Source organism: Streptacidiphilus sp. EB129 (genome assembly GCF_041262645.1).
In the GTDB taxonomy this organism is placed as follows: Bacteria; Actinomycetota; Actinomycetes; order Streptomycetales; family Streptomycetaceae; genus Streptacidiphilus.
This window is the reverse complement of sequence record NZ_JBGCCS010000015.1, coordinates 154,620-181,040: the sequence shown is the minus strand read 5'-3', so window position 1 is coordinate 181,040 and position 26,421 is coordinate 154,620. Positions and strand designations below refer to the sequence as shown.

The 26,421-nt window shown below is 70.9% G+C and carries 25 protein-coding genes, 4 tRNA genes and 2 pseudogenes; 21 read left to right on the top strand and 10 right to left on the bottom strand.

The genetic code is table 11. From position 1 onward, the window contains the following. Nucleotides 1-91 precede the first annotated feature (91 nt). Complete coding sequence (locus ABH925_RS20240; RefSeq protein WP_370149793.1) at nt 92-1,150, bottom strand: OsmC family protein; 1,059 nt, start codon at nt 1,148-1,150, stop codon at nt 92-94. Continuing rightward, a complete protein-coding gene (locus ABH925_RS20235) occupies nt 1,147-2,295 on the bottom strand; it encodes a molybdopterin-dependent oxidoreductase (protein ID WP_370149791.1) in 1,149 nt (382 codons plus the stop codon). Before ABH925_RS20235 ends, ABH925_RS20240 begins: the two co-directional genes overlap by 4 nt. 199 nt (nt 2,296-2,494) lie before the next feature. Here ABH925_RS20235 and ABH925_RS20230 point away from each other — a divergent pair, with 199 nt between their 5' ends. The 4 genes from ABH925_RS20230 to ABH925_RS20215 all read left to right on the top strand — a co-directional run bounded on the left by ABH925_RS20230 (nt 2,495) and on the right by ABH925_RS20215 (nt 4,701). Beyond that, complete coding sequence (locus ABH925_RS20230; protein ID WP_370149790.1) at nt 2,495-3,436, top strand: alpha/beta fold hydrolase; 942 nt, start codon at nt 2,495-2,497, stop codon at nt 3,434-3,436. Nucleotides 3,437-3,747: 311 nt separating this feature from the next. Then, nucleotides 3,748-3,954 (top strand): cold-shock protein, encoded by a 207-nt coding sequence (locus ABH925_RS20225; RefSeq protein WP_370149788.1) that lies wholly within the window; start codon nt 3,748-3,750, stop codon nt 3,952-3,954. Nucleotides 3,955-4,076: 122 nt separating this feature from the next. Beyond that, nucleotides 4,077-4,442 carry a hypothetical protein gene (locus ABH925_RS20220; protein ID WP_370149786.1) on the top strand — a complete coding sequence of 122 codons (366 nt, stop codon included), beginning with the start codon at nt 4,077-4,079 and terminating at the stop codon, nt 4,440-4,442. A gap of 46 nt (nt 4,443-4,488) precedes the next feature. Then, nucleotides 4,489-4,701, top strand: coding sequence for a hypothetical protein (locus ABH925_RS20215; protein WP_370149785.1), 213 nt, complete (start codon nt 4,489-4,491; stop codon nt 4,699-4,701). A gap of 78 nt (nt 4,702-4,779) precedes the next feature. On the opposite strand, the gene ABH925_RS20210 is transcribed toward ABH925_RS20215, so the two are convergent. Continuing rightward, entirely contained in the window at nt 4,780-8,844 is a 4,065-nt protein-coding gene (locus ABH925_RS20210; RefSeq protein ID WP_370149784.1) for a Pls/PosA family non-ribosomal peptide synthetase, read from the bottom strand. Between the two features lie 409 nt (nt 8,845-9,253). Here ABH925_RS20210 and ABH925_RS20205 point away from each other — a divergent pair, with 409 nt between their 5' ends. From ABH925_RS20205 to ABH925_RS20195, 3 genes are all read left to right on the top strand, one after another. Continuing rightward, on the top strand, nt 9,254-10,159 hold the full coding sequence (locus ABH925_RS20205; protein ID WP_370149782.1) for a LamG domain-containing protein: 906 nt from the start codon (nt 9,254-9,256) through the stop codon (nt 10,157-10,159). Nucleotides 10,160-10,327: 168 nt separating this feature from the next. Continuing rightward, nucleotides 10,328-10,795, top strand: a complete 468-nt coding sequence (locus ABH925_RS20200; RefSeq protein ID WP_370149780.1) for a DUF1003 domain-containing protein — start codon at nt 10,328-10,330, stop codon at nt 10,793-10,795. A 261-nt stretch (nt 10,796-11,056) separates the two neighbouring features. Further along, nucleotides 11,057-11,260: a cold-shock protein gene (locus tag ABH925_RS20195; RefSeq protein ID WP_370149779.1), complete on the top strand. Its 204-nt coding sequence runs from the start codon at nt 11,057-11,059 to the stop codon at nt 11,258-11,260. Nucleotides 11,261-11,376: 116 nt separating this feature from the next. Here the strand turns inward: ABH925_RS20195 and ABH925_RS20190 are convergent, their stop codons facing one another. Beyond that, nucleotides 11,377-11,739, bottom strand: a complete 363-nt coding sequence (locus ABH925_RS20190; RefSeq protein ID WP_370149777.1) for a four-helix bundle copper-binding protein — start codon at nt 11,737-11,739, stop codon at nt 11,377-11,379. Between the two features lie 307 nt (nt 11,740-12,046). On the opposite strand from ABH925_RS20190, the gene ABH925_RS20185 reads away from it, so the two are divergent. From ABH925_RS20185 to ABH925_RS20170, 4 genes and pseudogenes are all read left to right on the top strand, one after another. Then, nucleotides 12,047-12,250 (top strand): cold-shock protein, encoded by a 204-nt coding sequence (locus ABH925_RS20185; RefSeq protein WP_134001919.1) that lies wholly within the window; start codon nt 12,047-12,049, stop codon nt 12,248-12,250. A 219-nt stretch (nt 12,251-12,469) separates the two neighbouring features. Beyond that, nucleotides 12,470-13,319, top strand: a pseudogene (locus ABH925_RS20180) (helix-turn-helix domain-containing protein). 60 nt (nt 13,320-13,379) lie between these two features. Next, on the top strand, nt 13,380-13,793 hold the full coding sequence (locus tag ABH925_RS20175) for a hypothetical protein (protein ID WP_370149775.1): 414 nt from the start codon (nt 13,380-13,382) through the stop codon (nt 13,791-13,793). Then, on the top strand, nt 13,790-13,975 hold the full coding sequence (locus tag ABH925_RS20170) for a hypothetical protein (RefSeq protein WP_370149773.1): 186 nt from the start codon (nt 13,790-13,792) through the stop codon (nt 13,973-13,975). The genes ABH925_RS20175 and ABH925_RS20170 overlap by 4 nt, the downstream gene beginning before the upstream one ends. 431 nt (nt 13,976-14,406) lie before the next feature. Here ABH925_RS20170 and ABH925_RS20165 read toward each other — a convergent pair whose 3' ends face one another. Continuing rightward, nucleotides 14,407-14,883 carry a hypothetical protein gene (locus ABH925_RS20165; RefSeq protein WP_370149771.1) on the bottom strand — a complete coding sequence of 159 codons (477 nt, stop codon included), beginning with the start codon at nt 14,881-14,883 and terminating at the stop codon, nt 14,407-14,409. A 228-nt stretch (nt 14,884-15,111) separates the two neighbouring features. Here ABH925_RS20165 and ABH925_RS20160 point away from each other — a divergent pair. The 5 genes and pseudogenes from ABH925_RS20160 to ABH925_RS20140 form a co-directional block, all read left to right on the top strand. Then, nucleotides 15,112-15,198, top strand: a pseudogene (locus ABH925_RS20160) (cold-shock protein); the annotation flags it as partial. Between the two features lie 358 nt (nt 15,199-15,556). Then, nucleotides 15,557-15,778 carry a hypothetical protein gene (locus tag ABH925_RS20155; RefSeq protein WP_370149770.1) on the top strand — a complete coding sequence of 74 codons (222 nt, stop codon included), beginning with the start codon at nt 15,557-15,559 and terminating at the stop codon, nt 15,776-15,778. A 43-nt stretch (nt 15,779-15,821) separates the two neighbouring features. Next, nucleotides 15,822-16,265, top strand: a complete 444-nt coding sequence (locus ABH925_RS20150; protein ID WP_370149769.1) for a DUF6879 family protein — start codon at nt 15,822-15,824, stop codon at nt 16,263-16,265. A 19-nt stretch (nt 16,266-16,284) separates the two neighbouring features. Then, nucleotides 16,285-17,127, top strand: a complete 843-nt coding sequence (locus tag ABH925_RS20145; protein ID WP_370149767.1) for a helix-turn-helix domain-containing protein — start codon at nt 16,285-16,287, stop codon at nt 17,125-17,127. Between the two features lie 62 nt (nt 17,128-17,189). Then, nucleotides 17,190-18,101: a hypothetical protein gene (locus ABH925_RS20140; RefSeq protein ID WP_370149765.1), complete on the top strand. Its 912-nt coding sequence runs from the start codon at nt 17,190-17,192 to the stop codon at nt 18,099-18,101. Nucleotides 18,102-18,481: 380 nt separating this feature from the next. Here the strand turns inward: ABH925_RS20140 and ABH925_RS20135 are convergent. Together ABH925_RS20135 and ABH925_RS20130 are read right to left on the bottom strand one after the other, a co-directional pair. Next, nucleotides 18,482-18,557: transfer RNA gene (locus ABH925_RS20135), tRNA-Lys, on the bottom strand. Nucleotides 18,558-18,638: 81 nt separating this feature from the next. Continuing rightward, complete coding sequence (locus tag ABH925_RS20130) at nt 18,639-19,139, bottom strand: MarR family winged helix-turn-helix transcriptional regulator (protein WP_370149764.1); 501 nt, start codon at nt 19,137-19,139, stop codon at nt 18,639-18,641. 123 nt (nt 19,140-19,262) lie between these two features. Here ABH925_RS20130 and ABH925_RS20125 point away from each other — a divergent pair, with 123 nt between their 5' ends. Then, nucleotides 19,263-20,108, top strand: coding sequence for an SDR family NAD(P)-dependent oxidoreductase (locus ABH925_RS20125; protein WP_370149762.1), 846 nt, complete (start codon nt 19,263-19,265; stop codon nt 20,106-20,108). A gap of 64 nt (nt 20,109-20,172) precedes the next feature. Here the strand turns inward: ABH925_RS20125 and ABH925_RS20120 are convergent. From ABH925_RS20120 to ABH925_RS20110, 3 genes are all read right to left on the bottom strand, one after another. Further along, nucleotides 20,173-20,249 (bottom strand) — tRNA-Phe (locus ABH925_RS20120). A 42-nt stretch (nt 20,250-20,291) separates the two neighbouring features. Beyond that, nucleotides 20,292-20,365 (bottom strand) — tRNA-Asp (locus ABH925_RS20115). 31 nt (nt 20,366-20,396) lie between these two features. Then, nucleotides 20,397-20,469 (bottom strand) — tRNA-Glu (locus ABH925_RS20110). Between the two features lie 157 nt (nt 20,470-20,626). On the opposite strand from ABH925_RS20110, the gene ABH925_RS20105 reads away from it, so the two are divergent. From ABH925_RS20105 to ABH925_RS20090, 4 genes are all read left to right on the top strand, one after another. Further along, entirely contained in the window at nt 20,627-20,968 is a 342-nt protein-coding gene (locus ABH925_RS20105; RefSeq protein WP_370149819.1) for a metallopeptidase family protein, read from the top strand. A gap of 229 nt (nt 20,969-21,197) precedes the next feature. Then, nucleotides 21,198-21,704 carry a hypothetical protein gene (locus tag ABH925_RS20100; RefSeq protein ID WP_370149760.1) on the top strand — a complete coding sequence of 169 codons (507 nt, stop codon included), beginning with the start codon at nt 21,198-21,200 and terminating at the stop codon, nt 21,702-21,704. Nucleotides 21,705-22,147: 443 nt separating this feature from the next. Further along, nucleotides 22,148-24,526 (top strand): DEAD/DEAH box helicase, encoded by a 2,379-nt coding sequence (locus ABH925_RS20095; protein WP_370149759.1) that lies wholly within the window; start codon nt 22,148-22,150, stop codon nt 24,524-24,526. A 243-nt stretch (nt 24,527-24,769) separates the two neighbouring features. Beyond that, a complete protein-coding gene (locus ABH925_RS20090; RefSeq protein WP_370149758.1) occupies nt 24,770-26,338 on the top strand; it encodes a hypothetical protein in 1,569 nt (522 codons plus the stop codon). The last annotated feature ends 83 nt before the right edge of the window (nt 26,339-26,421 follow it).

Sequence of the window (26,421 nt, the reverse complement as noted above, 5' to 3'; positions counted from 1 at the left end):
CCAGTAGGTACAGAATCAACGGAGCCAGTCCCCTGCGGCACCGATCCGCGCCCGGTGGGGCGCGGATCGGTGGAGGGTTCAGCGGACCTGATCAGTCGGTTCCGGACTCGGTCAGCCCGGACTCGGGCCCCGCCTCCTCCGCCTCGCTCGGGCTGCGGACGGTGACCGCGCCCTCGTGCCGCACCGGGAAGTTCACCGAGTTGGCGATGAAACAGGCCCGGTGCGCGTCGGCGTGCAGGGCCTCCGCCCTGGCCACCATCTCCGCCGAGGCCACCTCGACCCGCGGCCGCAGCACCACCTCGGTGAACCGGCCGCCCTTCTCGTCCTCGCTCATGGTGCCCTCGGCCGCGTCGGTGTAGCCGGTCACCACCACGCCGCCGACGGCGCAGTAGTGCAGATACCAGAGCATGTGGCACTCGGAGACCGACGCGACCAGCAGCAGTTCCGGGTTCCAGCGGGCCGGGTCGCCCCGGAACGCCGGGTCGGAACTGGCCTGGATCCGCGGCCGCCCGTCCGCGTCGATGTCGTGGGAGCGGTCGTAGGAGCGGTAGTCGCTGGTTCCGGTGCCCCGGTTGCCGGTCCAGCCGACCTCGGTGCGGTAGCTGTGAGTCCTCGCCATGGCTGCCTTCTCCCCTTCGGCTGCGTGCGGGCGCGCACCCGGCCGCGCCTGCTGTCGCCTCCCATGATCGCGCAGTACCGTCAGCGCCGAGGCCAGCCCGGTCAGCACCGCGACCACGAGCAGCACCAGCAGCCAGTTCCGCAGGTACGGCAGCGGCAGCAGGGTCGCGTTGCCGTTGTGGTCGTGCTCGCGCAGCGCGGCCGGGATCCCCACCGCGCTGACCGCCGCCGCGACCATCAGCCCGGTCCTGACCGGGATCCGCACCACCTCGGGCACCAGCCGGGCCAGCAGCGCGCCGGCGGCCAGCAGCACCGGCACCCACACCCCGTCGTGCAGCACGATCGCGCCCGCCGCCCAGAGTGCCACCTGGAGTTGATGGCCACTCACATACTGGTCCGTCAGCAGTCCGTAGCCGCCGAACCCGAGCAGCGCCAGCCCGCCGGCCAGGCCGACGACCCGGACCACCGTCGTCACCATGCCGCCCGTCCGCTGCGTCCCGACCGCTCCGGGGACCTCGGACACCGCCTTCATGCCAGCACCTCCAACCGGGAGACCCACTTCGTCTGCAGCACGCCCGGCCGGTTCGGCGCGATGATGCGCGCCGGAAAGCCGTGATCGGCGGCCAGTACCTCGCCGTTGACCCGCAGCGCGAGCAGGGTCAGCGGGTCATGCGCATAGGAGGACTCCATCTCCGTGGTCCGGTACGGTCCCCCCTGCTCCAGCGAGACCACCCGCAGCCGGGCGGACTCCGGTGCCCCGGCCCGGTCCAGCAGGTCGCGCACCCGGACGCCGGTCCAGTGCGCCGAGGCACTCCAGCCCTCCACGCAGGCGATCGGCAGTTGCGCGGTGTACTGCGGCAGCGCGGCGAGCTCGTCCAGGGTCAGCGTGTAGCCGCGCGGCCCGGTGACGGTCAGCCGCCAGTCGGCGCCGGAGGTCTGCGCCGTCCCCGCCGCCACGGCGGTGCGGTTGACCGGGAGCCCCTGCGGGCCGAGGTCCGGGCGGCGCGGCGCGAGCAGGTCGAACCTGCGCAGCCAGGGCACCGACTGCCCCGCGGTGACCACGGTGACCGCGGCCACCGACAGCAGCACGCCGGTGAGGAACGCCCGCCGCCCGTCCACCACAGGCACTCTGACGCGTCGCCAGTTCTCCTGGATGACGGGCGCCTTGGCGGCGATGTGCAGCAGCAGCCCGCCGATCGCGATCCAGGCCAGCCAGAAGTGCGTCTGCCGGAACGGGAACGGCCAGGGGTACCACTGCAGGGTGTTGAGCAGCCCGGTGAACAGCAGCAGCACGGCGGAACCGAGCAGCAGCGCGATACCGAGCCGCTCCAGCGCCTGCAGCACGCTGCGGGCCGGGGGCCAGGTGAACAGCTTGGGGTAGACCGTCCACAGCTTCGCGGCGAGCAGCGGGATGCAGGCGATACCGGTGATCACATGCAGGCCCTGGGTGATCCGGTAGCCGTCCACCGGGCGGCTGGGGAGGTGGTTCCGGAGCCATCCCGGCGGGTCCTGCAGCCCGTGGCTGATCAGGCCGGTGAGGAAGCAGACCAGGAAGGCGGCGCCGAGCCAGCGGCCGAGCACCACGGCGGTGCGGGGCTCGTGCAGGGCGGAGCGGAACCTCGCCTGGATGTTCTCGGGGCGAAGGGCCGGCGGGGGCGCGAACGGGAATCTGGACACCTCTCCATGAGACCTCTCGAAAGGCCCGCGAACAGCGTCCGACCTGCTTACGGAAGTCCTACGGCCGGGGACCGGGGCCGCCGGGACCGAGGGAATCGGGGCCGGCGGACCGATGAGTCGCCGCGGCCCGCGTCGTCTACCCCGGTGCGGGCCGGAAGTCCCCCGGGCCGCCGCCGGACCCCGATCGGAGGAGCCCTCCATGCACGCGAAGGCCACGCAGCACGCGAAGACCACGCGGCCCGCCAGGACCACGGTCACCCCCGGTTCCCGCGGCGCCCGCGCCACCCGGGCGACCGGCGGCGGATCCGCGGCCGGCCACCCTGTCAGCACCGGCTCGGTCACCTCCGCCGACGGCACCCGGATCGCCTTCGACCTCCGCGGCGACGGCCCACCGGTGATCCTGGTCGACGGTGCCCTGTGCCACCGCGCCTTCGGCCCGGCCACCCCGCTGGCCCAGCGGCTGGCCGCCGACTTCACCGTGCTGAGCTACGACCGCCGGGGGCGCGGCGGCAGCGGCGACGAGCCGCCCTACGCGGCCGACCGCGAGATCGAGGACCTGAACGCCCTGGTCGCGCACCTGGGCGGATCCGCGTCCGTGTACGGGAACTCCTCCGGCGCCGCGCTCGCGCTGGAAGCCGCGCGGCAGGGCGCCCCGATCCGCGCGCTGGCCCTCTACGAGGCGCCGTTCCTGGTCGACGACGGCCACCCGCGGGTCACCGACGAGACCCTGGCCCGGCTGGACCGCCTGGTGGCCGCCGACCGCCGGGGCGACGCCGTCACCCTGTTCCTGCGGACCGTGGGGACGCCGGGGTTCGCCATCGCGGTGATGCGGCTGCTGCCGGTCTGGCGGAAGCTCAAGGCCGTCGCGCACACCCTCCCGTACGACATCGGCCTGATCGCGGCGGACCACCAGGGCCGTCCGTTCGCCGCCGGGCGCTGGGATTCGGTCACCATGCCCGTGCTGGTCGCCGCCGGCGGGAAGAGCCCGGAGTGGATGCGCACCGCGATGCGCGCGGTCGCCGAGGCGCTGCCGAACGCGCGGCTGCTCACGGTCGAGGGCCAGACCCACATGCTCAACCCGGACGCGATCGCGCCGGTGCTGACCGAATTCTTCCGGCCGGAGCGCCCCGAGGGCGCCTGACGTCGCACGATCCGGCGCCGTTCGGCGGTGACGTGGCACCGCTTCGGTGCGTACAGGTGAAATCCGGGCGAACGGACGGCGTCGGACGGGACGCCCGACTGCACTACATCCGGCCGTGAGTGCAGCACCCCGTAGTCAGCTGATCACACATGCTGTAGCTTCCTGATCAGCAGTCATGGTTCCGAAGTCTCGTTCGTCCGCGCGCAGTTGCCGCGGGCGTTCGTGCTGTCCAGCGTTCTCCGGGCCAGGCGATCACCTCCACCAGAGGTCGGCGACCTCGCCGACCCCGCCACCTGCACAGGGAGAGCAGCATGGCTACCGGCACCGTGAAGTGGTTCAACGCCGAGAAGGGCTTCGGCTTCATAGCCCCGGACGAGTCCGGCGCCGCCGACGTCTTCGTCCACTACTCGGCGATCCAGACCCAGGGCTACCGCGAGCTCCTTGAGGGCCAGAAGGTCGAGTTCGAGGTCACCCAGGGCACCAAGGGCCCGCAGGCGGACAACGTCCGCCCGCTCTGAATCGCCCGAACCGACTCACCTGAGTCAAGCCGAGAGAAGTACTGACGGCCCGGAGCACGGGGGAGCTTCGGGCCATCGGTTGAAGATTCTACGTACCTGTCGGTATGTGTCACCGGCCTGTAGTGACACACATCACTGCGCCATCGCTCACTGGCAGCTTCACGGTCGCCCCGGACACCCTGGCGCAGCACGACGACGCGCGGAAGATCGGTCCAGGGGACACCATGGAGGGACCGCTGCCCCGTCGAACCCCGGAGGGCGACATGAGCGACGACCCGCGCATCGGCAGCCCCGGCACCTTCGAGTTCTCCGCACCCGACGGCGTACTCCGCGCGGAGTGGCTCGGGGACGACGCCGAGGCGGACGCCCGGGCCCGCGAGCGGGCCGAGGTGATCGAGAGCGAGTGCGGCGGCGAGTACCTGGTCACGCAGATCCGCCGTAGGACCGAGGCCGGCTGGGAGACCATCCGCCGACGCGCCGACGGCTGACCCAGCGGACCCGGAACCCACGCATCCGTCCCGGAAGGCGACCGTCATGTACGAGATCCGTTTGGAACTCAAGCCGGGTGCTCCCCCGGTGCAGCTGTGGCACATCTGCGAGACGGCGACGACCACGACACTGTGCGCGCGCGTGCTCAGCCCGGCCTCGAAGACCCTCCCCTTCGCCGAGTGGGCCGCCCAGCGGCACTCCTGCCCCACCTGCGACCTCGAGTACACCGCGCGGACCCCGCCGCCGGGCCTGGCCTGACGCCCGCCAGGCCGCCGGCCCGGCAGCCGTCCGCCCGTAGGCCTGCCGGCCTGTCAGGTCCCGGCCTGCTCCACCCCGCTACCAGCGCGCCACCGGGTTGCCGAGCCAGCGGGTGCCGTCCGGGATCGACTCGCCCCTCATCACCAGCGAGGACGGTCCGACGACCGCGCCCTCCCCGAGGGTGGAGCCGAGCAGGACGATCGAGTGCGGGCCGACGGTCGCGCCCGGGCCGATCTCGATCGCGTCCATCCGCATCAGCCGGTCGTGGAACAGGTGCGTCTGCACCACCACGCCACGGTTGAGCGAGGCGCCGTCACCCACCCGGACCAGGTCGGTCTCCGGCAGCCAGTGCGTCTCGCACCACACCCCGCGCCCGATCCGCGCGCCCAGGCTGCGCAGCCAGATGTTGATCAGCGGGGTGCCGACCAGCGCGTTGCCCAGCCACGGCATGGCCAGCTCCTCGACGAAGGTGTCGAACAGCTCGTTGCGCCACACGAAGGAGCTCCACAGCGGCTGCTGCCCGACCCGGAACCGGCCCAGCAGCAGCCACTTGGCCGCCGTGGTGATCAGAGCCGCCGTCAGTCCGAGGGCCAGCAGCATCAGTCCGGCCAGTGACACGCACACGGCCGGGCCGTAGCGGTAGAACACCGTCTGCAGGCCGGCCACCAGCGCGTCTCCCAGCAGCACCGCGATCAGCACCGGCAGCACCCGGCACAGCTCCACCGCCGCGCGGGCCCGTACCAGCCGGCGCGGCGGGTCGTAGGTACGGGCGGCGTCGCCGCCCTCCGCCTGACGCTGCACCGGGAAGCCCGGGCGGCCCAGCCAGGAGCCGCCCGGCGCGGCCTGCGCGGGAGCGTCGGAGAGCACGCCCACCAACGAGTCGTCCGGCAGGGCGCGGCCGGGCGAGACCACACCGGAGTTGCCGACGAAGGACCGCTTCCCGACGCTCGCGCGGCCGAGCCGCAGCCAGCCGCCGCGGATCTCGAACGGCGCGATCAGGGTGTCGTCCGCGAGGAAGGCGTGGTCGTCCACCCGCATCAGGCCCGGCAGGGCCAGCACCGTGGAGGCCTCGACCCGACGGCCCACGTCGGCGCCGAGCAGCCGCAGCCACACCGGCGTCAGCAGGCTGGCGTAGAGCGGGAAGAGGGAGGACCGGGCCGAGTTCATCAGGTTGTGCACCAGCCAGACGCACCAGCCCACCCCGCCGTGCGCCGGGTACAGGCCGGGCCTGATCGCCCGTGAGGCCAGCCGGACCACGGCGGCGAGCATCAGCGCGTACACCGCCACGGTGAGCAGCGCGAGCGGCGCGGATGCGGTGACGATCCGCTCGACGACGCTGAGGTAGGAGGGGTCCCGCCCGGTCATCACGTACACGATCACCAGAGCCGGCAACGCCGACAGGCCGAACAGCGTCTGCAGCGCCGGCAGCGATACGGCGTAGGCCAGGTCCCAGAACCGCGAGCGCCGGTGCTGCGGGGCCGGCCAGGCGTCGGCCCCGGCGGCCGCTGAGGTCCCGTCGACCGTCGTGGTCTCGTCCAGGCGTGCGGGGGAGCCGTGCCAGCGTTCCCGGGCCGGGACCCGGCCCATGACGCAGGTGCCGGGGGCGATCTCCGCCTCGGGGCCGATCTCGGTGCCGGGCATCAGCATGCTGCGGGTACCGACCCGGACGCCGGCGCCGACCCGGATCGTGCCCAGGTGCAGCACGTCGCCGTCCAGCCACCAGCCGGCCGCGTCCACCTCGGGTTCCAGCGCGCAGCCGTCGCCGAAGACGGCCATCCCGGTGACCGGGGGCATGGTGTGCAGTTCCACGTCCCGGCCGACCCGGCAGCCCAGCAGCCGGGCGTAGCGCCGCGCCAGCGGGGTGCCGACGACGGAGGCCACGTTGAACGCGGCGACCAGCCGCTCGGCGGTCCACAGCCGCAGGTGCGCGGAGCCGCCGCGCGGGTGACTGCCCGGACGCAGCGTCGCCGTCAGCAGCCTCGCGCCGACCGCGCCGATCAGGCAGCGGCCGATCGAGCTGGACAGCAGCAGCCAGCCGCCGGCGATCAGCCACCACGAGGTGTGCGGGGTCCACGGCAGCGGATTGACCAGCCTGATCAGGTTGTCCGTGAGCGCCAGCGCCAGCACCCAGCGCAGCCCGGTGACGGTGTAGAGGACCACCAGCACCAGGGCCTGGTAGAGGCCGGCCCGGCGCGGCGTGGGTCGTACCTCGCGCGCCTCCGCGGTGTGGCCCGCGCTGCGGTCCAGGTGGTCGGCGAGGTCCCGGAGCCGCGGCTGGTGGTAGAGGTCCGCCACCGAGGCGCCGGGGAAACGATCGCGCAGCAGCGAGACCAGCCTGGCGGCGGCCAGACTGGCGCCGCCGAGGGCGAAGAAGTCGCTGTCCGCGCCGACGGGCACACCCAGCACGGCACGCCACTGCTCGGCGAGCCAGCCCGCCGTGCCGCCCAGCGCCGGCCCGCCGTCCGACGGAGCGTCAAGTCCCGGCAGCGGCCAGGGCAGTGCCTTGCGGTCCACCTTGCCCGAGGTACGCGTCGGCAGTTCCGGGACCAGCGCGAGCACCGGAACCAGGGCCTGCGGCAGCCGCTCCAGCAGCAGCGCCCGCGCGGCGCCCAGGTCAAACGTTTCCTCAGGCCGCCGCTGGACCAGGTAACCCACCAGCACCTGGCCGCCGGCCGGCGTGTTCTGCACCGCCGCGGCCGCCGCCCGGACGCCGGGCAGGGCCTGCAGCGCGGCGTCGACCTCGCCGAGTTCGATCCGGCGTCCGCCGAGCTTGACCTGCTCGTCGGCCCGGCCCATGAAGACCAGGCCCTGCGGGTCGGCCCGGACCAGGTCGCCGCTGCGGTAGACCCGGTCGCGGCGGCCGTGCCAGGCGGGCGCGCCGAACTTCTCGGCGTCCTTCTGCGGGTCGAGGTAGCGGGCGACGCCCACGCCCCCGATCACCAGCTCGCCGACCTCGCCCCAGGGCACCGGCCGGTTCTGCGCGTCGACCACGGCCAGTTCCCAGCCGTCCAGCGGGCCGCCGATGCGCACCGGTTGGCCGGCCCGCAGGAGCGAGGCGCAGGCCACCACGGTGGCCTCGGTCGGGCCGTAGGTGTTCCAGAACTCGCGCCCGGGCACGTCCAGCCGCTCGACCAGTTCGGCCGGGCAGGCCTCGCCGCCGACGATCAGCAGCCGGACCCGGTCCAGCGCCTCGGCCGGCCACAGCGCGACCAGCGTCGGCACGGTGGAGACGGCGGTGATGCCGCGCTCGACCAGCCAGGGCCCGAGGTCGGTACCGGCCTTGACCAGTGCGCGCGGGGCGGGCACCAGGCAGGCGCCGTGCCGCCAGGCCAGCCACATCTCCTCGCAGGAGGCGTCGAACGCCACCGAGAGACCCGCCAGCACCCGGTCCCCGGGACCCAGCGGAGCATCGCGCAGGAACAGCCGCGCCTCCGCGTCCACGAACGCCGCCGCCGAACGGTGGGTCACCGCGACGCCCTTCGGCCGCCCGGTGGTCCCCGAGGTGAAGATGATCCAGGCGTCGTCGTCGGGGGTCGCCCGGCCAGGTTCGCCGCCGGTCGGGCTGGGCCCGGCCACGACCTCGAGACCCGCACCGACGATCGCGCAGACGCTGGCGTCGGTCCAGATCATCTCGGCGCGCTCGTCCGGGTCGTCCACGTCCACGGGGACATAGGCAGCGCCGGCACGCAGGATTCCGAGCACGGCCACATAGAGGTCCGCGGTCCCGGAGGGGACCCGCACCCCGACCCGGTCCCCCGGGCCGATGCCGTACCCGGACAGGGTGGCCGCCAGTCGCCCGGTCGCCGCGAGCAGCCCCTGGTAGTCGAGCACGACACCGCCCGCGTCCAGCGCCGGGGCGTGGGGGTGGCGTCGGCAGGTGTCGTCGAGCAGGTCGAGCAGCGTGCGAGCGGGTGCGGCGGCTTCGACCGGCCAGACCGCCCCCGTCGCCCAGGTCTGCGGATGCTCGGGGAGCTGCTCCTGCGGGTACGAGGTCTGCGGGTAACCGGCCTGCGGGTATTGGGCCTGTGCGTACGGAGCCTGCGGGTATTGGGCCTGCGGGTATTGAGCCTGTGCGTACGGAGCCTGTGGGTGCGGCTCCTGCGGGTACGGCGGTGGGGCCGCAAGGTACTGCTGTGATTCCACGCGCTGTTCTTGTCCTCAGGTCAACTGTCTGTTCGACGGCTACATCCTCGCCTCTGCGGCGATCACCCCGTCAGCCGGGGTCGGTCATTCGCGAGTTTCGAGGAGCGTGGGCCTTCGTTCGTACGATCGATCCAGCTGGCAGAGCGCGAAATCCCAGGCCGTCCCCCCGGGTCCCGAGCCGAGCCACCCGCCGAGCACGACGCCCGTCAACACCCCCGGGGTTCCACTCCGCGCCCGGAACGCTAACCGCGGCTCTTGTGAATACCTTGTGGCCCGTTCGCACCGTCCCCCGGGTCACCCCGACCGCCGTGCGCCCCGAGGGGTGGCCTACAGTTCCGCCGACGGAGAGTGCCGGGGGAAGCGGGGACGTGTGGGTGGCGACTGGGGCACACCGGGCTACCGGGCCGGGGTGACCGGAAGCACGCCGGACTGGGCCGGGATGGCCGAGGCCAACGAGCGCGAGGGCCGCCGGAAGCGGCTGCTGCGCGTCGGCCTCGGACTGGCGGGCGCGCTCGCACTGGGCGGCATCGTGGTCGCCGCCGTGGTCGTGCAGGGCTCCGGCGGTACGACACCCTCGGCCGACCACCTGCCGGCGATGTCCGCGTCGGCTTCGAGCCCGGCCTCCGGTTCGGCGTCGAGCCCGGCCGGTGCGCAGTCCGTCACTCCGTCCGCCACGGCGTCCGGTGCCGGCGATGGCCTGAGCCTCGGCCCCGCCGCCCAGGTCGGCTCCGTCGACGGCCACAACGGCCCGGCCCTGACAGTGCTGGGGCACTCCGACGGCTACGCCGAGGCCGACTCCACGGGCGTCGACACCGCCACCAGCTTCACCGTCTCCGCGATGGTCCGCAACGACGCGTCGGCGCAGCCCAAGGCCGCCGTCTCCGAGGGCGGCGACGCGTTCTTCTCCCTCTACCTGGGCCGTGAGGACTATTCGACTGCCACCCGCGACCGCTGGGTCTTCAAGGTGCAGACCGCCGCGGCGGCCGGCAACAGCGTCATGGCTCTGTCCACCACCCCGGCCGCCATCGGCCGGTGGACCACGCTGACCGGTGTGTACGACGCGAAGGCCAGGACCATCTCCCTGTACGTCGACGGCGCGCTCGCGCAGACCACCCCGGTGCCGCACATCCTGCCGGCCAACGGCCCGATCGAGATCGGCCGGGCACGGTACAAGTCCCACTGGGCCGACGCCTGGAACGGCTCGATCGCCGATGTCCAGGTATGGGCGCAATCCCTGGCCCCGACCCAGGTCGCCCAGTTGGCCAGAACCCGCTCAGCGGACATCCCCGCCCAGGCGACCTGGCTCCGGTTCTGATTCTGCAGGTCGAGCAGACGGGAATCGCACGGTCAATCAATTCTGCTTTTCCACAGTGGAACTGACGTGGCAACGGCGAATTCCTCGCAGCCTGACAGCCGCCATTCGGAGGGATCATGGGGCCCGTCCGGCCGATACCCATGTATGGGCCTGGCACAATACCCCGCCATGAGCAATCAGCTGATATCCACGGCCGCCGAGACCGCCAGGACGACGATGCACCGATGGCACCGCCACCCCGGCGTGCGCAGCGACAAGCAGCTCACCCTGGGCGAGCGCGCCGCCGACAAGATGCGCAACAGCATGGGCTCCTGGACCTTCGTCCTTGGCTCGCTGATTTTCCTGGCCGTGTGGATGGGCTTCAACGGCAGCCACGGCTTCGACCCCTACCCGTTCATCCTGCTCAATCTGGTGCTGTCCTGCCTTGCGGCGATGCAGGGTGCGATCCTGCTGATCGCCGCGAAGCGCAGCGACCAGATCTCCAGTGAACTGGCCGAGCACGACTTCGAGACAAACTGTCGCTCGGAGGAACTGCTGAAGCAGCTGATGGCCAACTTCGAGGCGCTCAGCGCCCAGCACGGCGAAATGCACCAGCAGCTCGCCCGGGTGACCGCCCAGCTCGAGGCCAAGGTGTAGCCGCGGTCCGCCCCCGTTGCCCTGCACGGATCCCGACATTCCTGGCATCGTGCAGGCGCTTCAGGTCCCCATCACGATCCGGCCGTCGGCATATGAGGTCCGTATATTCCATGGCGGCGGAGACTCGCTTCGGATAGCGTCATGACCAGCAGTCGTGGCTCCGATGTTCCGCTTCACCAGCAGTCCGAGGACCAGGGCGATCACCTCACCCAGGGGTACTGAACAGCCAGTACCCCACAATCCCGGACAGGGAGCAACATCGTGGCCAGTGGCACCGTGAAGTGGTTCAACGCCGAAAAGGGCTTCGGCTTCATCGAGCAGGACGGCGGCGGCGCCGACGTCTTCGCCCACTACTCCAACATCAACGCCCAGGGCTTCCGCGAGCTCCAGGAAGGCCAGAAGGTCACCTTCGACGTGACCCAGGGCCAGAAGGGCCCCCAGGCCGAGAACATCACCCCGGCCTGATCCAGGGCAGAAGAGGTGCCCCGTACCGGTCCGGTACGGGGCACCTCCGCGTTCCGGCACGGATCGGGCTTGTGGTGTGGCCGCACATGCCCGGCGGCCGGCCCGACCAGGGCGGCTCAGACGGCCGCGTCAGCCATCTGCAGGCACATGCTCGCCGCGTGCCGACACGCGTCCGCGCAGGCGCGCATCGTCGGATCGTCGAAGCGCGCACACATCTCGGCGCAGGACATACAGATCTCCGCGCACATCCGGCACATCTGCGCGGCCATGCTGGACTGGCGCATCATCATGTCGGCCGACATTCGGCAGCTGTCCGCGCAGTCCATCAGCGCCATCACCACATCGCGCCGGGCAAGCTCGCCGCCCTTGTTGAGGGCGTACGCGATGGTCCGCTCGCACATGGAGTGCGTCTCGTTGCAGGCGTCGATGCACTGACGCATCTGCATGGACATGGCCATGGTGCCTTGGGTCTGAGTCATGGGAATCCTCCAGCGGTGGGTTGTATGAACCTCACCCAGCCGACACGGGCGCATTCTTGATCGCACACCGAGCCGGGCGAACGGGTGACATCGCAGCGAGGAGACCCGTACGCGTGGCCCAGGCTCGGGCTCCTGAATCTGACGGCTCAGAGCCTCCTGGCCCGTTGATCGCCCTGCGCGTAACGTGGTCGTCGAACGCACGTGGCTCCGATGTTCCGCTTCACCAGCTGTCCCGAGGACCAGGGCGATCACCTCACCCCTGAGGTACGCGCCAGTGCGTACCTCGCGATCCCGATTGGGAAGCACCATGGCCAGTGGCACCGTGAAGTGGTTCAACGCCGAAAAGGGCTTCGGCTTCATCGAGCAGGACGGCGGCGGCGCCGACGTCTTCGCCCACTACTCCAACATCAACGCCCAGGGCTTCCGCGAGCTCCAGGAGGGCCAGAAGGTCACCTTCGACGTGACCCAGGGCCAGAAGGGCCCCCAGGCCGAGAACATCGTCCCGGCCTGACCCTGCTCCCAGCTGCGCCCCGCACCGGATCGGACTGGTGCGGGGCGTTCGCCGACTTCGGTCACCCGAATCTCGTGCAAGTTCCCGCATATCCATGGCTCCGCCAACAGCAGAGCGTGCAAGCTCGGTCACAGCACCCTCCCCGACCGAGAGAGGCACAGCCATGACGCTGCACAAGCTCGGCAAGGACCCGGAGTCCCCGGTCGACAACTCCTGAGCATGTCCTCACCGTCCTCCAGCGTCCAACAGGCCAAGCAAGCCCTCGGTCAGCGCCTGCGCGAGATCCGGCTCGACTCCGGTCTCACTGCGCGGGCGCTGGCAGACTTGTGTGGCTGGCATGAGTCGAAGTGCTCCCGCATCGAGCACGGTAGGACGCCGCCGTCGGACGCCGACCTACGGGGCCTGGACGAAACACTGCGGGGCGGCGGACCAGATCGCCGACTTGATCGCCACTGCCTGAGGCATCGACGGCATGTACGTCGAATGGAGGCGCGTGGAAGGCGCGGGCCTCAAGAGGGCCCAGGAGAGCGTGAAGCCGCTATTCGAGAGCACCCGCCGGTTCCGCGCCTACGCATCGTGGCTCATCCCCGGACCGCTGCAGACCGAGGCGTACACCCGGGCCCTGTTGCTGGCGACGGCTCGTCAGCACGGGCACTCCGAGAACGTCGACGACGCCGTCGCAGTACGCATGGAGCGCCAACGTGTGCTGTACGAGGGTGACCACCGATTCGCCATCCTCATCGAGGAACACGTTCTTCGGAAGATCATCGGTGGCCCTGACGCGATGGTCCGCCAACTCGGGCATCTGATCGAAGTAGGCACGCTGCCGAGTGTGAGCCTGGGCATCGTTCCGGACGCTGCGGACCGACGCGTGATGCGCCCGGTCGAAGGGTTCTGGATCTTCGACGATGCGCACGTGAACGTCGAGCTGGTCTCGGCATATCTGACAGTCACCCAACCGCACGAGGTGGACTCGTACATCCCGACCTTCGCGGAGCTCGCCGGGCTTGCCGTGTATGGCGCCCCCGCGCGGCGGCTCGTCACCTCTGCGATCAACGCGTTGGAGTGATCGTGCAAGTCTGTACACATCCGTTGAGGTCAGATTCCGGCCGTCCCTAGCGTCAGTGGTATGGCGGATTCAGTGAGCCCCTCCACGCTCGCGCTGCCGGTGGACGATGCTCTGCTCGCCCGCCTGCACGGCGCAGCCTGCATCACCTGCGGCACCACGACGGCTCCCCTGACCGCTGCCGTCCACATCTACAGCGGTGACCAGGACGGCGGCCGTCTGGGCTGGCCGGTGGCCGCCTGTCCCAAGCACCTGGGGGTTCCCGTGCCACTGACCGAACCTGTCACCATCAAGCCGCCGCTGACGCCCGCCCAGGACTTTCGCGTCGGTGTCGCCCGCCACGACCTGGAACGCGCCCGACACGTCGACCTGTTCACCGTCGCGCCGGCCGAGCTGCTGCTCCTCGCCTCGGCGTTGACCGGCACTGTCGAGGACCTGCTCCGGCTCGTCGCCGACCTCGCGAAGGTGACCGAATGAACGTTCCCACCACTCCGCGCCCGGCCCGCAGGTGCGACTTCTGCCAGCAGCCCGCCGACGGGATCACAGTCCGCGCTGACGTCAGCGACCCGACGTCCAAGCGGGTCGCGATCAACCACGCTGACTGCTTCCGCGAGTACGTCACCGGCCTGCCCATCGTCCTCGTCGAGCCGGCGCCATGACCGAGCACCCCGACGACACGGCGTTCCTCGACTCGCTGCAGTGGGAGTCGGGTTGGATGCGCCGGTACTGCGACCGATGCGGGCAGCAGGCCTCGACGATCCCGGTCGGGCATGTCGAGGCCGCGTCCGGGCCCGGCTACGAGCTCAGGTACTGCCGGGCGTGCGTCGCCCCCTTCCTGCAGCGGGCCAGGCCGCGGCGAAGAGGCCCCGGTCGTTTCGTCCCACTGTGCCGGTCCTGGTGTACGCCTGAGCCCTGAGACTGCCGTCCGGGACCTGCCCACCATCGCGGGCCCGGACGCTGGGCCGTCCCGCCCGAGTCGTGGAGGCAGTGGGCGGGGCGGGCGGCCGACCAACCCACTTGTGCCCCTAGAAGGATCACGAGGAGAACTGCGCTGACCTACGTGCCGGACTGGTGCACGGCCCATGTTCGATCAGTCCTGCAGGAGGTTGGAATGCTGCGCTGCGGCAGCGGTAGCGCCGAAGGTGATCTGCGGATGGTCGCCCACCCAGTTGATCTGCGGTACGGGCGGGCTCTGGAAGCCGGTCCTGGCCATCATCCAACCCCACCGGGCCGCCTCGCGCATGACCTGCTCGACGGCGTCGCGTCGTAGGGCCTGGACGTGGTCCTGGACTTGGTCCTGCGTGGGCGCCTGCCCCTCCCCACTGGTGGACTGGGCGAGTTGTGCGTCAGGTGCGGCTGCCATCGCGACGGCAGCCGAGGACGGGGGAGACCAGTCGAAACCTATGCCGCCGGGGAGGTCGACTTTGAGGCCGCGGCTGATGACGGCGTTCCGTAAGGCGGCCTTGGTGGCCGGGCTGCTGCGCTTGATCCCGACGACGACAAGGCCAACGAGGATCAGGGTCAGGAAGACCCACTTCATGTCAACGATGAACTGGAGGATGGTCACGGCGGCATTCTGGCCCACCAAGCATCGCCCCGGACGGACTTGGAGCCAGCCATCTTCCGTCGGCGCCGTGTGGTCCTGCCGCATGCTCCCCAACTCCGCAGGGCAGGCACGGCGGGTGAAAGGACGGCAGCAAGGAACTGCTCGGCTACTTCGAGGACGTCGACGAATGGGAGGACAACCCGCTCAGCGGAACCGGGCTGTGCGTTACGAGTCCGTGTCGGGCGTCTCCGCAAGACGCAAGAAGGCCAGAAAGTCACCTTCGACGTGACCCAGGGCCAGAAGGGCCCCCAGGCCGAGAACATCGTCCCTGCCTGACCCAGAGCGACACGGGCGCCCTGCACCGCACTGGTGCGGGGCGCCTCGCCGTTGCGGAGTGCTCAGCCGATGCTGTTGACCGCAGTCTGGTAGTCCTTCGCCTGGTCGGGTGTCAGGTAGTGGCTGACACGGATCAGGACGGTGTCGTGGACGTAGTCGTACTCGGCTGCGGCGGGCAGGGCCTTAGTGACGGCCTGGATGTAGGCGGCGCGGGTACGCGGCGTTCGACTACTGGCCGAGCAGGCAAGCTGGGCGTTAGGCAGATCAGACCCGCAAGTTTCCGCATCCTCATGGCGATCTCGACAACGGAGCGTGCAAGCTCAGTCACAGCACCCTCCCGACCGAGAGAGGCACAGCCATGACACTGCACAAGCTCGGCAAAGACCCCGAAAGCCCCAACAATGGCAGCCCGACGGTGTACCTCGACGACGAAACCGACACATACGTGCTGCAGGGCTGGAAGGTCACCGACCCCGACCGGCTGGCCGAACTGGTCGTCCCCGAGCACGAGACTGTGATCGAATTCCCCCGACGCATGATGCAGTTCTTCCCGGAGGTCAACGGTGGCGGCGGCGTTTGAGGGCCTGTTCCGCTCGGCACAGCGATCAGCTGTACACCTGGAGATGCGCGACGGCTACGGCCGTGACGCGGACTTCGAGGAGTGGACGAGCGGGCGTCGCTTCGACCCCGCCGAGCGGTGGCGGTCCTGGTTCGATCTCATGGCTCAGACCACGATCCGGGGCATCGAGGTTCGCCGCGCCCGGATCGTCTCCGAGCCGGTCAGCGACTACATCCGGTTCGAGTACGACGTCACCAGCGGACACAACATCAAGTCGGGCGAGCAGGTGCGTTGGCTTCCGCGCCGGCTCGCCTCCGACCTCGCTCTGCCAGGTAACGACTACTGGCTTTTTGACGGCGAGACTGTGCTGTTCAACCACTTCGCCGGAGACGGCACGATGACCGGCGAGGAACTGGTCACCGAGGTCCGCACGGTAGCGCTGTGCAGCGTGGCCTTCGAGGCCGTTTGGCAACGCGCGATCCCTCATGAGGACTACCGCCCAGCCTGAGAGTCGGCAAGCTGATCACGTGTCCTCATCCAGCGTCGCCCACGCACGGGAAGCCCTCGGTCAGCGCCTGCGCGAGATCCGGCTCGACTCCGGTCTCACTGCGCGGGCGCTGGCCGTGTTGTGCAGCTGGCACGAGTCCAAGTGCTCCCGCATCGAGCACGGCGGGATGACCCCCTCCGATGCCGACCTACGGGCTTGGGCACTGCACTGCGGCGTCCCGGAACAGGCCGCGGATCTGATCGCCACCGCCCGCGGCATCGACGGCATGTACGTCGAATGGCGCCGGATTGAGAGCTCCGGTCTCAAGCACGCCCAGCAGTCCGTGCTGCCTCTGTGGGAGCGCACCCGGCGCTTCCGCGCCTACTCGTCCTGGCTCATTCCAGGACCACTGCAGACACGGACGTACATCGAGACGCTGCTGGCCGCGATCCGCGACCGGCGAGCCGTCCCTGATGACCTGGACGCCGCAGTGCAGGTCCGCATCAACAAGCAGCAGGTCCTGCATCAGGGCGGGCGGAGGTTCGCGATCCTGCTGGAGGAGAACGTGCTCCGGCATCGGATCGGCAGCGAAGAGGCCATGGCGGAGCAGCTCGGCCATCTCCTGTCGGTGGCGTCGCTGCCGGCGGTGAGTCTGGGCATCGTGCCGTTCACCGCGGACCGTTCGGAATTGTGGCCGGTCGAGGACTTTTGGATCTTCGACGATGCGCAAGTGAACGTCGAGCTGGTGTCGGCGTATCTGACGGTCTCGCAGCCGCATGAGATCGGCATGTATGTGGACACCTTCACGGCATTGTCCCGGCTGGCTGTGTTCGGCGGCGGCGCCCGCCGGCTGATCGGCGCGGCAATTCAGGCGCTCGGCTGACCGTCCGCAAGTTCTCGCACATCCGTTGAGACTGGATTCCGACCATCTCTACCGTCACTGGCATGGCGGATTCAGTGAGCCCCTCCACGCTCGCGCTGCCGGTGGACGATGCTCTGCTCGCCCGCCTGCACGGCGCAGCATGCTTCACCTGCGGCACCGTCGAGGCCTCGTTGACCGCTGCCGGCCGCATCTACACCGGCGACCAGGACGGCGGCCGTCTGGGCTGGCCAGTGGTCGAGTGGATCAGCGCGACCAGGAATCCCGCCGAACATGACCACGCCGGTGACCTCGCCGGCGGCAATGCCGCAGCCGAGTCCGGCGTGCGCGGCGGCCTAACCGCCCGCCTGCGCCAGAGCCACGCCGATGTGGGGCGCGACACGGGCTGCTGGAACAGCTGGATGGCGGTCCTATCACGATCGCGGGAAGCAGCATCCGGGTGGCGTCCCGCCGCGGCAGGCTGTCAGCCGGGGTGGTCCAGGTCAACGGCTGGGGGGCTCATGCTTGCTGAGATCGGCACGATCGGCAGCCTTATCGGGTTGATCATCACGCTTCTTCTGCTCGGCTGGCAGACCCGTGCCGTGGCCCAGCAAACTCAGATCGCCAACAACATCGCCGGCGCCGGCGTACTGCACGACGCGTTAGACGATGTCCGCTCAGTGCTGCTGATCCTGGTCGAGCGGCCAGAACTGAGGAAGTACCTGTACGACAACAAGCCTTGCCCGACTGTTGGTCTGGAAAGAGATCGGATTCTCGCGCTGGTCGAGATTCTGGCCGACGCCCTGGAGGCCGGCCTCCTGTCGACGCGGAGGGTCAGCGCGAGCGAATCGTTCGACGACTGGAGCGCATACACCTCCTACATGCTTGCGCACAGTCCAACCCTCGCATCCATGGTTGGTCAGCACGAGGGTTGGTGGCCCAACATGGCGAAGCTCCTCGCTTCTGGCGGTACAGGTCAGCCACTGCCATCCCCGTGAGACCGCTGAGCCCGAGTGTGCAGTTGCCGGCCAAGACGACGTGCTGCCCGCCGCCACTGCCGCGCGAGCAGGGGACGGTGTGGCGCAACAGGTAGGTGATCCGACTGCTGACGGTACGTATCACGGAGGGAAGCGAGCGGGCGCTCGACTACTCCGATATCCGGGCTCCGTGGACCACTCGACGGTGTGCTCTCTACCTCCCTGAACGGCGATCAGAGCAGGTCACGGACGTGCGGCCGACCGCCGCGCCACGAGTCCTGAAGTCCCAGCAGCGTCCCAGCAGACGTAGATCGTTTTGCGCTCGTCCCGGCAGGACCACATTTCGACCGCCCTGAGGGCATGAAAAAGCCCAGGCCATGTGCTCTGACCTGGGATCGAAATGGTGGGCCGCGTGGGGCTCGAACCCACAACCTACGGATTAAAAGTCCGCAGCTCTGCCAATTGAGCTAGCAGCCCGTCAGCCTACGGAGCACCCGTCGGGGTACGCCACCGGCCACCGTGATCCTACCCGCAGATCCACAACGGTTGGCCACCCGGTTACCGCCGCCGCGCGGCGTTCTGGGCCTCTCCCGCGCGCGACGTGCCGCCGGGCTGCTTGAGCTTGCCCCACACGGTCTCCAGGGCCTGGATGTCGTGGTCGTCCAGGCGGTCGTCGAAGACCTCGGCGAGGGCCTGCCGCCGGGTCGCGTCCGCCTCGGCGAAGAGGCTGCGGCCCGCCTCGGTGAGTGCTATCCGCACCGAGCGGGCGTCAGTCGGCGAGGGGATCCGGTCGACTAGGCCGCGCGCCTTGAGCGCGTCCGCGACGCGGGAGACCTGGCTGCGGCTGAGCAGGGTCCGGTCCCCCAGGTCGGAGGCGGCGATGGGCTCGTCCTGCCCGTTCAGCCAGAGCATGACCTCGAACCAGGAGAGCGGCAGGTCGTGCGCACGCGTCAGGGCGCGGTCGACGTGCGCGGTGAGGGTCGTGCCCGCCCAGACCAGGCCGTAGAAGGCGTGGTCGCGGGCGGAGATCTGGCCCAGGGTGATGTCGGAGCTCGCCATGCAGGCACCGTACCAGGTTGCGTGTGCACGCACACAGCCGTATCGTCTGTGCGTGCACACGCACAGACAGGTCCGTGCCCTCGTTCCCGTCCCGTCACTCCCCCGCGCAGCGAAGGAAGAGCCATGACCTCCAGCAGCACCGTCCTGATCACCGGAACCTCCTCGGGCATCGGCCTGGCCGCCGCCGTCGCCGCCGCGGACGCCGGCTGGACCGTCATCGCCACCATGCGCGACACCGCGAAGGCGGGCGCCCTGCAGGAGGCCGCCGACCGGGCCGGTGTCGCCGACCGGGTCCACGTCAAGCGTCTGGACGTCACCGACGCCGGCTCCATCGCGGCCTGCCTGGACGAGGTGATCGCCGAGTACGGACACCTCGACGCCGTGGTCAACAACGCCGGGGCCGGTCAGGTCGGCACGGTCGAGCAGAGCGGCACGGAGCCCTTCCGTACGGCCATGGAGGTGAACTTCTTCGGCGTCGTCGAGACCACCCGGGCCGCCATGCCGCACCTGCGGGCCTCCGGCGGCCGGGTGGTCACCGTCACCAGCGTCGGCGGCGTCATCGGGCAGCCCTTCAACGAGGCCTACTGCGCCGCGAAGTTCGCCGTCGAGGGGTTCATGGAGTCCCTGGCCCCGGTCGCGGCGACCACCGGCGTGCGCGTCTCCGTGGTCGAACCGGGGGCGGTGGCCAGTGAGTTCGTCTCCAGCCAGAGCCTGGACATCCCCGGCCTGCTGGAGGCCGCCGGACCGTACGCGCCCGCGCTCAAGGGCTACATCGACCGCACCCTGGCGGCCTTCGGCTCGGCGCAGTCCTCGGCCGACGCCGCCGCCTCGATCGTCGAGGTGCTCGCCGCGGCCGAGCCGCCGTTCCGGGTGCAGACCTCCGACACGGCGCGCGCCTTCGTCGCCACCAAGCTCGCCGACACCGACGGCGCCGCCGTCCAGACCCTCACCGGCACCTGGGTCCGCTGACCCCGCCACAGCGCAAAAAGGCCCCGTAGCGCGATGCGCTCCGGGGCTTCTCACTGCTCAGAACTGGTGGCCAGGGCCGGGGTCGAACCGGCGACCTTCCGCTTTTCAGGCGGACGCTCGTACCAACTGAGCTACCTGGCCATGCCCCCCGAAGGGGGCAAACTCCCCTCGGAAGGGGTGAAGCGACCTCGACGGGACTTGAACCCGCGACCTCCACCTTGACAGGGTGGCGAGCTAACCAACTGCTCCACGAGGCCTCGTACAGGCGAACCTGCACGCGGTTAAGCGTGCCCCCAACGGGATTCGAACCCGTGCTACCGCCTTGAAAGGGCGGCGTCCTGGGCCACTAGACGATGAGGGCGATTGGCCCTCCCGGCTTCCTTGCGGCCGTCGGGGACGTTCAGAGCATATGGGATCGGGGCGGGTATCGCCAAAATGGTTTCGGCGAGCCCCGTGGTTCCCGTGCCGCACCGCCTGCGAACGGGCGGACCCCGTCCCCGAGGAGTGACGTGCTGGAGATGTCCCGCGAGCGGTTCGAGGAACTGGTCGGCGAGGCCCTCGACCGGATACCGGCCGAGCTGACCCGGCTGATGGACAACGTCGTCATCTTCGTGGAGGACGACCCGGAGCCGGGCATGCCGGAACTGCTCGGCCTGTACGAGGGGACCCCGCTCACCGAGCGGGGCGACTGGTGCGCCGGAGTGCTTCCGGACCGGATCACCATCTACCGCAACCCCACGCTGCGGGCCTGCGCCAGCAGTGAGGAGGTCGTCGCCGAGGTGGGCGTGACCGTGGTGCACGAGATCGGGCACCACTTCGGGATCGACGACGAGCGGCTGCACGCCCTCGGCTACGGCTGACGGGCGCGCGAGCGGGCGCGCAAGGGGCGCGCCGGCAGGGCGCCGACATGCCCGCCAGGAGATGCGCCGAGCGGCCCGCCGATCGCCCCGCACCGGGCCGGGGCCGAAGCGGTGGGCGGCCGTGTCCTTTCGCCGCCGGCCGCCGTTGGAGGGACGGAGAGCCGTCACCGTCGGCGGCCGGGGTGAACGGGAAGCGGGGCCGCGCGCAGTGGGCAAGTTCGATTCCGGGATGACCGGCGTACACCGGGCGTTGACGGCGGGGTCGTTGGCGGCACTGGCCGTGCTGGCGACGTCCGCGCTGTCCGGGTGCATGGACGTGGCCGGGTCCGCCGACAAGCCGAGCGTGGCGGTCAGCCCCGCCGCCGGCAGTACCGACGCCGTCGACCAGTCGCAGGACGGCCTGGCGCAGAGCCGGATCGGGACCAGGCATCGCGGCGACCCCGGCGCCGCGACAACTGCCACGCTGGGCAAGGCCGCTGTCGGTCCCTCGGGTTCTCCGGCCGCGAGCCGGCCAGGGGGGCCGGGGGTCGTCGCCGGACAGCCGTCCGCCACCGGGAACGGGGCCCACGGGACCCCTGCCGGGAACGGCGGGGGCGGGGGCGTGACCGGGGGCCCCACCAGCCCGGCCGCCAGTAGCAGCGCATCCGCGCCGGCGTCGCCGCCGCCCACCACCGCCGCCCCCAGCCCGCCCCCGGCCTCCTCTCCGCCGGCGACGCCCGCCCCGAGCGCGGCCTGACCGGAGCGGAACACGTCCCGTTCGGAGCCCGGACCGCGGGCCGACCTCAGCCTGACCTCAGCCCGGCCCGGCTCAGCTCGCCCCGGTCGATGGCCACCCTGCGGGAGGAGTCCGACGTGGCGGGAGGACCCCGGCGGGAATATCCGGCGGAAGGCCCGTGCTGAGCAGGTCGTAGCGCGACGGGCTCGCGCAACGGCGGCCGTCGGCCGCCGTTCTCCTCGGGCCTGCTGTTTGCCCCGGCCAGAGGGGTCGCGATGAGGTCATTTGCCCCCAGGACGCGACCTAGGCTATCTTGGTAGATCGTTGTTTGTTTCATTTGCCCGGCGCTGCTGCTACTCCCATCAGGCGCCCTGGCGCGTACCGGCACTCCGTGGCTGACCGCATTGAGGCGGTTGTAGGTGAACCCGCGGACTTGGCGCGTGCCAACATCCGGAAGGTTCTTCATGTCTCTCGTTGACGACGACCGCTTCGCCATGCCCGAAAACGGCATCGAGGCCCCTGCCGCCGCCACGGACCCCACCGACACCGACACTCAGGCCGACACTCAGGCCGACACCCTGACCGACGTCCTCACCGACGCCGCCACCGACATCATCGACGATGTCACCGGCGATGAGGTCGAGGCCGACGAGGTCGACACCGACGCCGACACCGAGCCGAAGGTCACCTTCGGCGACCTGGGCCTGCACCAGGACATCGTGCGCACCCTCGCCAAGAAGGGCGTCACCGAGCCGTTCCCGATCCAGGCCGCGACCATTCCGGACGCGCTGGCCGGCAAGGACGTCCTCGGCCGCGGCCGCACCGGCTCCGGCAAGACGCTGAGCTTCGGTCTCCCGCTGCTCACCCGCCTCGGCGGCAACCGCAGCCAGGCCAAGCGCCCCCGCGGCCTGATCCTGGTGCCGACCCGCGAGCTGGCCATGCAGGTCGCCGACGCGCTGGAGCCGTACGGCTCGGTGCTCGGCCTGCGCCTCAAGGTCGTGTGCGGCGGTACCTCGATGTCCAACCAGATCTACGCGCTGGAGCGCGGCGTCGACATCCTCGTCGCCACCCCCGGCCGCCTGCGCGACCTGCTCGACCGCGGCGCCTGCACCCTGGACGAGACCGAGGTCGTCGTCCTGGACGAGGCCGACCAGATGGCCGACATGGGCTTCATGCCCGAGGTCACCGAGATCCTCGACAAGGTCCCGGCCGGCGGTCAGCGGATGCTCTTCTCCGCCACCCTGGAGAACGAGATCGACGCGCTGGTGAAGCGCTACCTCAAGAACCCGGTGACGCACGAGGTGGACCCGTCCGCCGGCGCCGTCACCACCATGACCCACCACGTCCTGGTCGTGAAGCCCAAGGACAAGGCCCCGGTCACCAACGCCATCGCCGCCCGCAAGGGCCGCACCATCATCTTCGTCCGCACCCAGATGGGCTGCGACCGTGTCGCCGAGCAGCTCCGGGACGCCGGCGTGCTGGCGGACGCGCTGCACGGCGGGATGACCCAGGGCGCCAGGACCCGGACCCTGGGCGACTTCAAGGACGGCTACGTCAACGTCCTGGTCGCCACGGACGTCGCCGCGCGCGGTATCCACGTCGACGGCATCGACCTGGTGCTGAACGTGGACCCGGCCGGGGACCACAAGGACTACCTGCACCGCTCCGGCCGCACCGCCCGGGCCGGCAAGTCCGGCACGGTCGTCACCCTGATCCTGCCGCACCAGCGCCGCGGTGTGTTCCGCCTGCTGGAGGACGCCGGGGTCGAGGCCACCCGCCACATCGTCGGCGGCGCCTTCGACGCCGACCTGGTGAAGATCACCGGCGCCCGCTCGCTGAGCGAGGTCCAGGCCGAGTCGGTCGCCACCCAGGCCAAGCAGGCCGAGCGTGACGTCCAGGAGCTGACCCGCGAGCTGGAGCGTGCCACCAAGCACGCCGCCGACCTGCGGGCCGACGCCGAGCGGCTGGCCGCACGGGCCGCCCGCGAGCGCGCCGAGCTGGGCATCGAGGACGAGCCCGCGGTGGACGCGGCCGAGACCGAGACCGGCGAGCGGACCGCGATCCGCACCGAGGCCTCCGTCCCGGCGCAGAGCGCCCCGGCGGACGTCGAGGACACCCGCCCGGCCCGTACCGCGGCGGTGCGCGACGAGCGCGGTCGTGACGAGCGTCGCGACGACCGCGGTAACTTCCAGCGCCGTGACGACCGGGGCGGCGAGCGCAGCTTCGAGCGTCGTGACGACCGTGGCGGCTTCCAGCGCCGCGACGACCGTCCGGCCGGCGGCAGCCGCTCCTACGGCGACCGCGACAACCGCACCTCCGGCGGTGGCTTCCAGCGTCGCGACGACCGGGGCACCGAGCGCCGCGACGACCGTGGCGGCTTCCAGCGCCGCGACGACCGCGGCAGCAGCGACCGCGGCGGCTTCCAGCGCCGTGACGACCGGGGCACCGACCGTCGTGACGACCGTGGCGGCTTCCAGCGCCGGGACGACCGTCCGGCCGGCGGCAGCCGCTCCTACGGCGACCGTGACAACCGCACCTCCGGCGGCTACCAGGGCCGTTCCGGTGGCAGCTTCGGCGAGCGCAGCGGTCGCCCGTCGACGCCGTACCAGAGCCGTGACGACCGTCCGGCCGGCGGCAGCCGCTCCTACGGCGACCGTCCCTCCTCGGGCAGCAGCCGTCCGGCCTTCGGCCGTCGGGACGACCACCGCCCCGCAGGTGGCGCCAGCCGCTCCTTCGGTGACCGCGACAACCGCTCCGGCGGGTTCCAGCGTCGCGACGACCGTGGCGGCAGCTTCAACGGCGGCTCCGCCGGTGGCGACCGCAAGCCCCGCTGGAAGAACTGACCCGGCGACAGGCTGAACCAAGCGAAGGGCCGCTTCCCGTACTCCGGTACGGGAAGCGGCCCTTCGCCGTTCCCGGGAGGGCGACGGCGACGGCGACGGCGACAAGATCGCGTTAAGAAGAGTCGGCAGACCGTCAGTAACGCGTCAAGATTTGCCATTCGGCGTACAGACGCGCGGAGAGTGATCGCCGGTGCGGGCTCCGGTTCACAGCTGGCGGAGCCCCAGCGGGAACGGCGGGGGACGATGACAACGACGGCGACGACGGCGGGCAGTGCGGCCGGCACCGAGCAGGAACAGGGGAGCGGGGCAGGCGAACGAGCGGCGACGCGCCGGGAGCCCGAGGGCCCGATGCCGGGTGGTCAGCACGGACCGGGACGGTTCTCCCCGGCACGGCTGGCCCAGACCTGGTCCCGGTGGTGGCGGCACGCCCACGACATGCCCTCCCGGCTGCGGACCGGCACGGCGGTCTGCCTGGTGCTGACGGTGGCCCTGGGCGGGCTGCTCACCGGCGTCGCGGCGCAGGCCGGGGGCACCTGGTCCACCATCAGCGACCGGCAGGCCCCGCAGGTGGTGGATGCCACCGACCTGTACCAGGCGCTCACCGACCTGGACGCGCAGACCGCGAACGTGCTGATGGTCGGCGCGGACACGACGCTGGCCGGCCACCGCACCACGGCCTTGGCCCAGTACGCGAAGGACCGCACCGACGCCGACCACGACCTGCAGCGGGCCACCCTGGACGCCTCCGGCGACAGCACGGTGCAGCAGGCGCTGGCCGGAGTGCTCGACGGCATGGGCAGTTACCAGGACCTGGCCGCGCGGGCGATGGAGCTCAACGACCGGGCCGGCGCCGGCGCGGGCCACCCCGACCCGACCGCGCTGACCGAGTACCGCAAGGCCACCGACCTGATGCGGACCACGCTGCTGCCCGCCGCCGACCGGCTGGTCCAGGCCGACAACGCGGCCTTCGACCGCTCCTACAACGCCGAGCGCTCCACGCTCGGCGCCGCCGGATGGTGGCTGGGTGTCCTGGGCATCGCCCTCCTCGGCACCCTGATCGCGACCCAGGTCTGGCTCGCACTCAGGTTCCGACGGATCGTCAACCCGGCGCTGGCGGCGGCGACCCTGATCACGGTGGTGCTCGTGGCACTCGGCGGCTCGATGTTCGCCAACCAGAGCGACAAGCTGCACCTGGCCCGCCGCGACGCCTTCGACTCCGTGGTCGCCCTGGCCCGGGCCCGCGCGGTCGCCTACGACGGCAACGCCGACGAGAGCCGCTACCTGCTCGACCAGGGCCGCGCGGCCACCTACCAGGACGCCTTCGAGACCTCCTCTCAGCAACTGGTGGACCTCCCCGGCGCCACTCTGTCGACCTACGACGCCGGCCTGGCCGGAGCGCTCTCCGCCTACCAGGCCGATCACACCGACGTGCGCTTCCAGGGATTCCTGGGCACGGAGTTCCGCAACATCACCTTCCCGGGTGAGCGTTCGGCGGCCGAGTCCGCGCTGACCACCTATCAGGCGTACCAGCTGGACGACCGGAAGATCCGGGCCCTGGTGGCCGCCGGCCGGCTGGACGACGCGATCCGCTTCGGCACCAGCTACAACACCGGTGACTCCAACTGGGCCTTCGCCCAGTACGACACCGCACTGCAGCAGGTGATCCAGGTGAACGCCACCGCCTTCGCCGGCGCCGGCCACGACGCCCAGGACCAGCTCGGGGTCGACCTGCCGCTGCTGGGCGCCGGGGCGGGACTGGTGCTGCTGCTCTGCCTGCTCGGGGTGCACCCGCGACTTCGGGAGTTCCGCTGAGGGTTGAGCGCTGAGGGTTGAGCGCTGAAGGTTGAGCGCTGAGGGTTGAGCGCCGAGGGTTGAGCGCCGAGGGTTGAGCACTG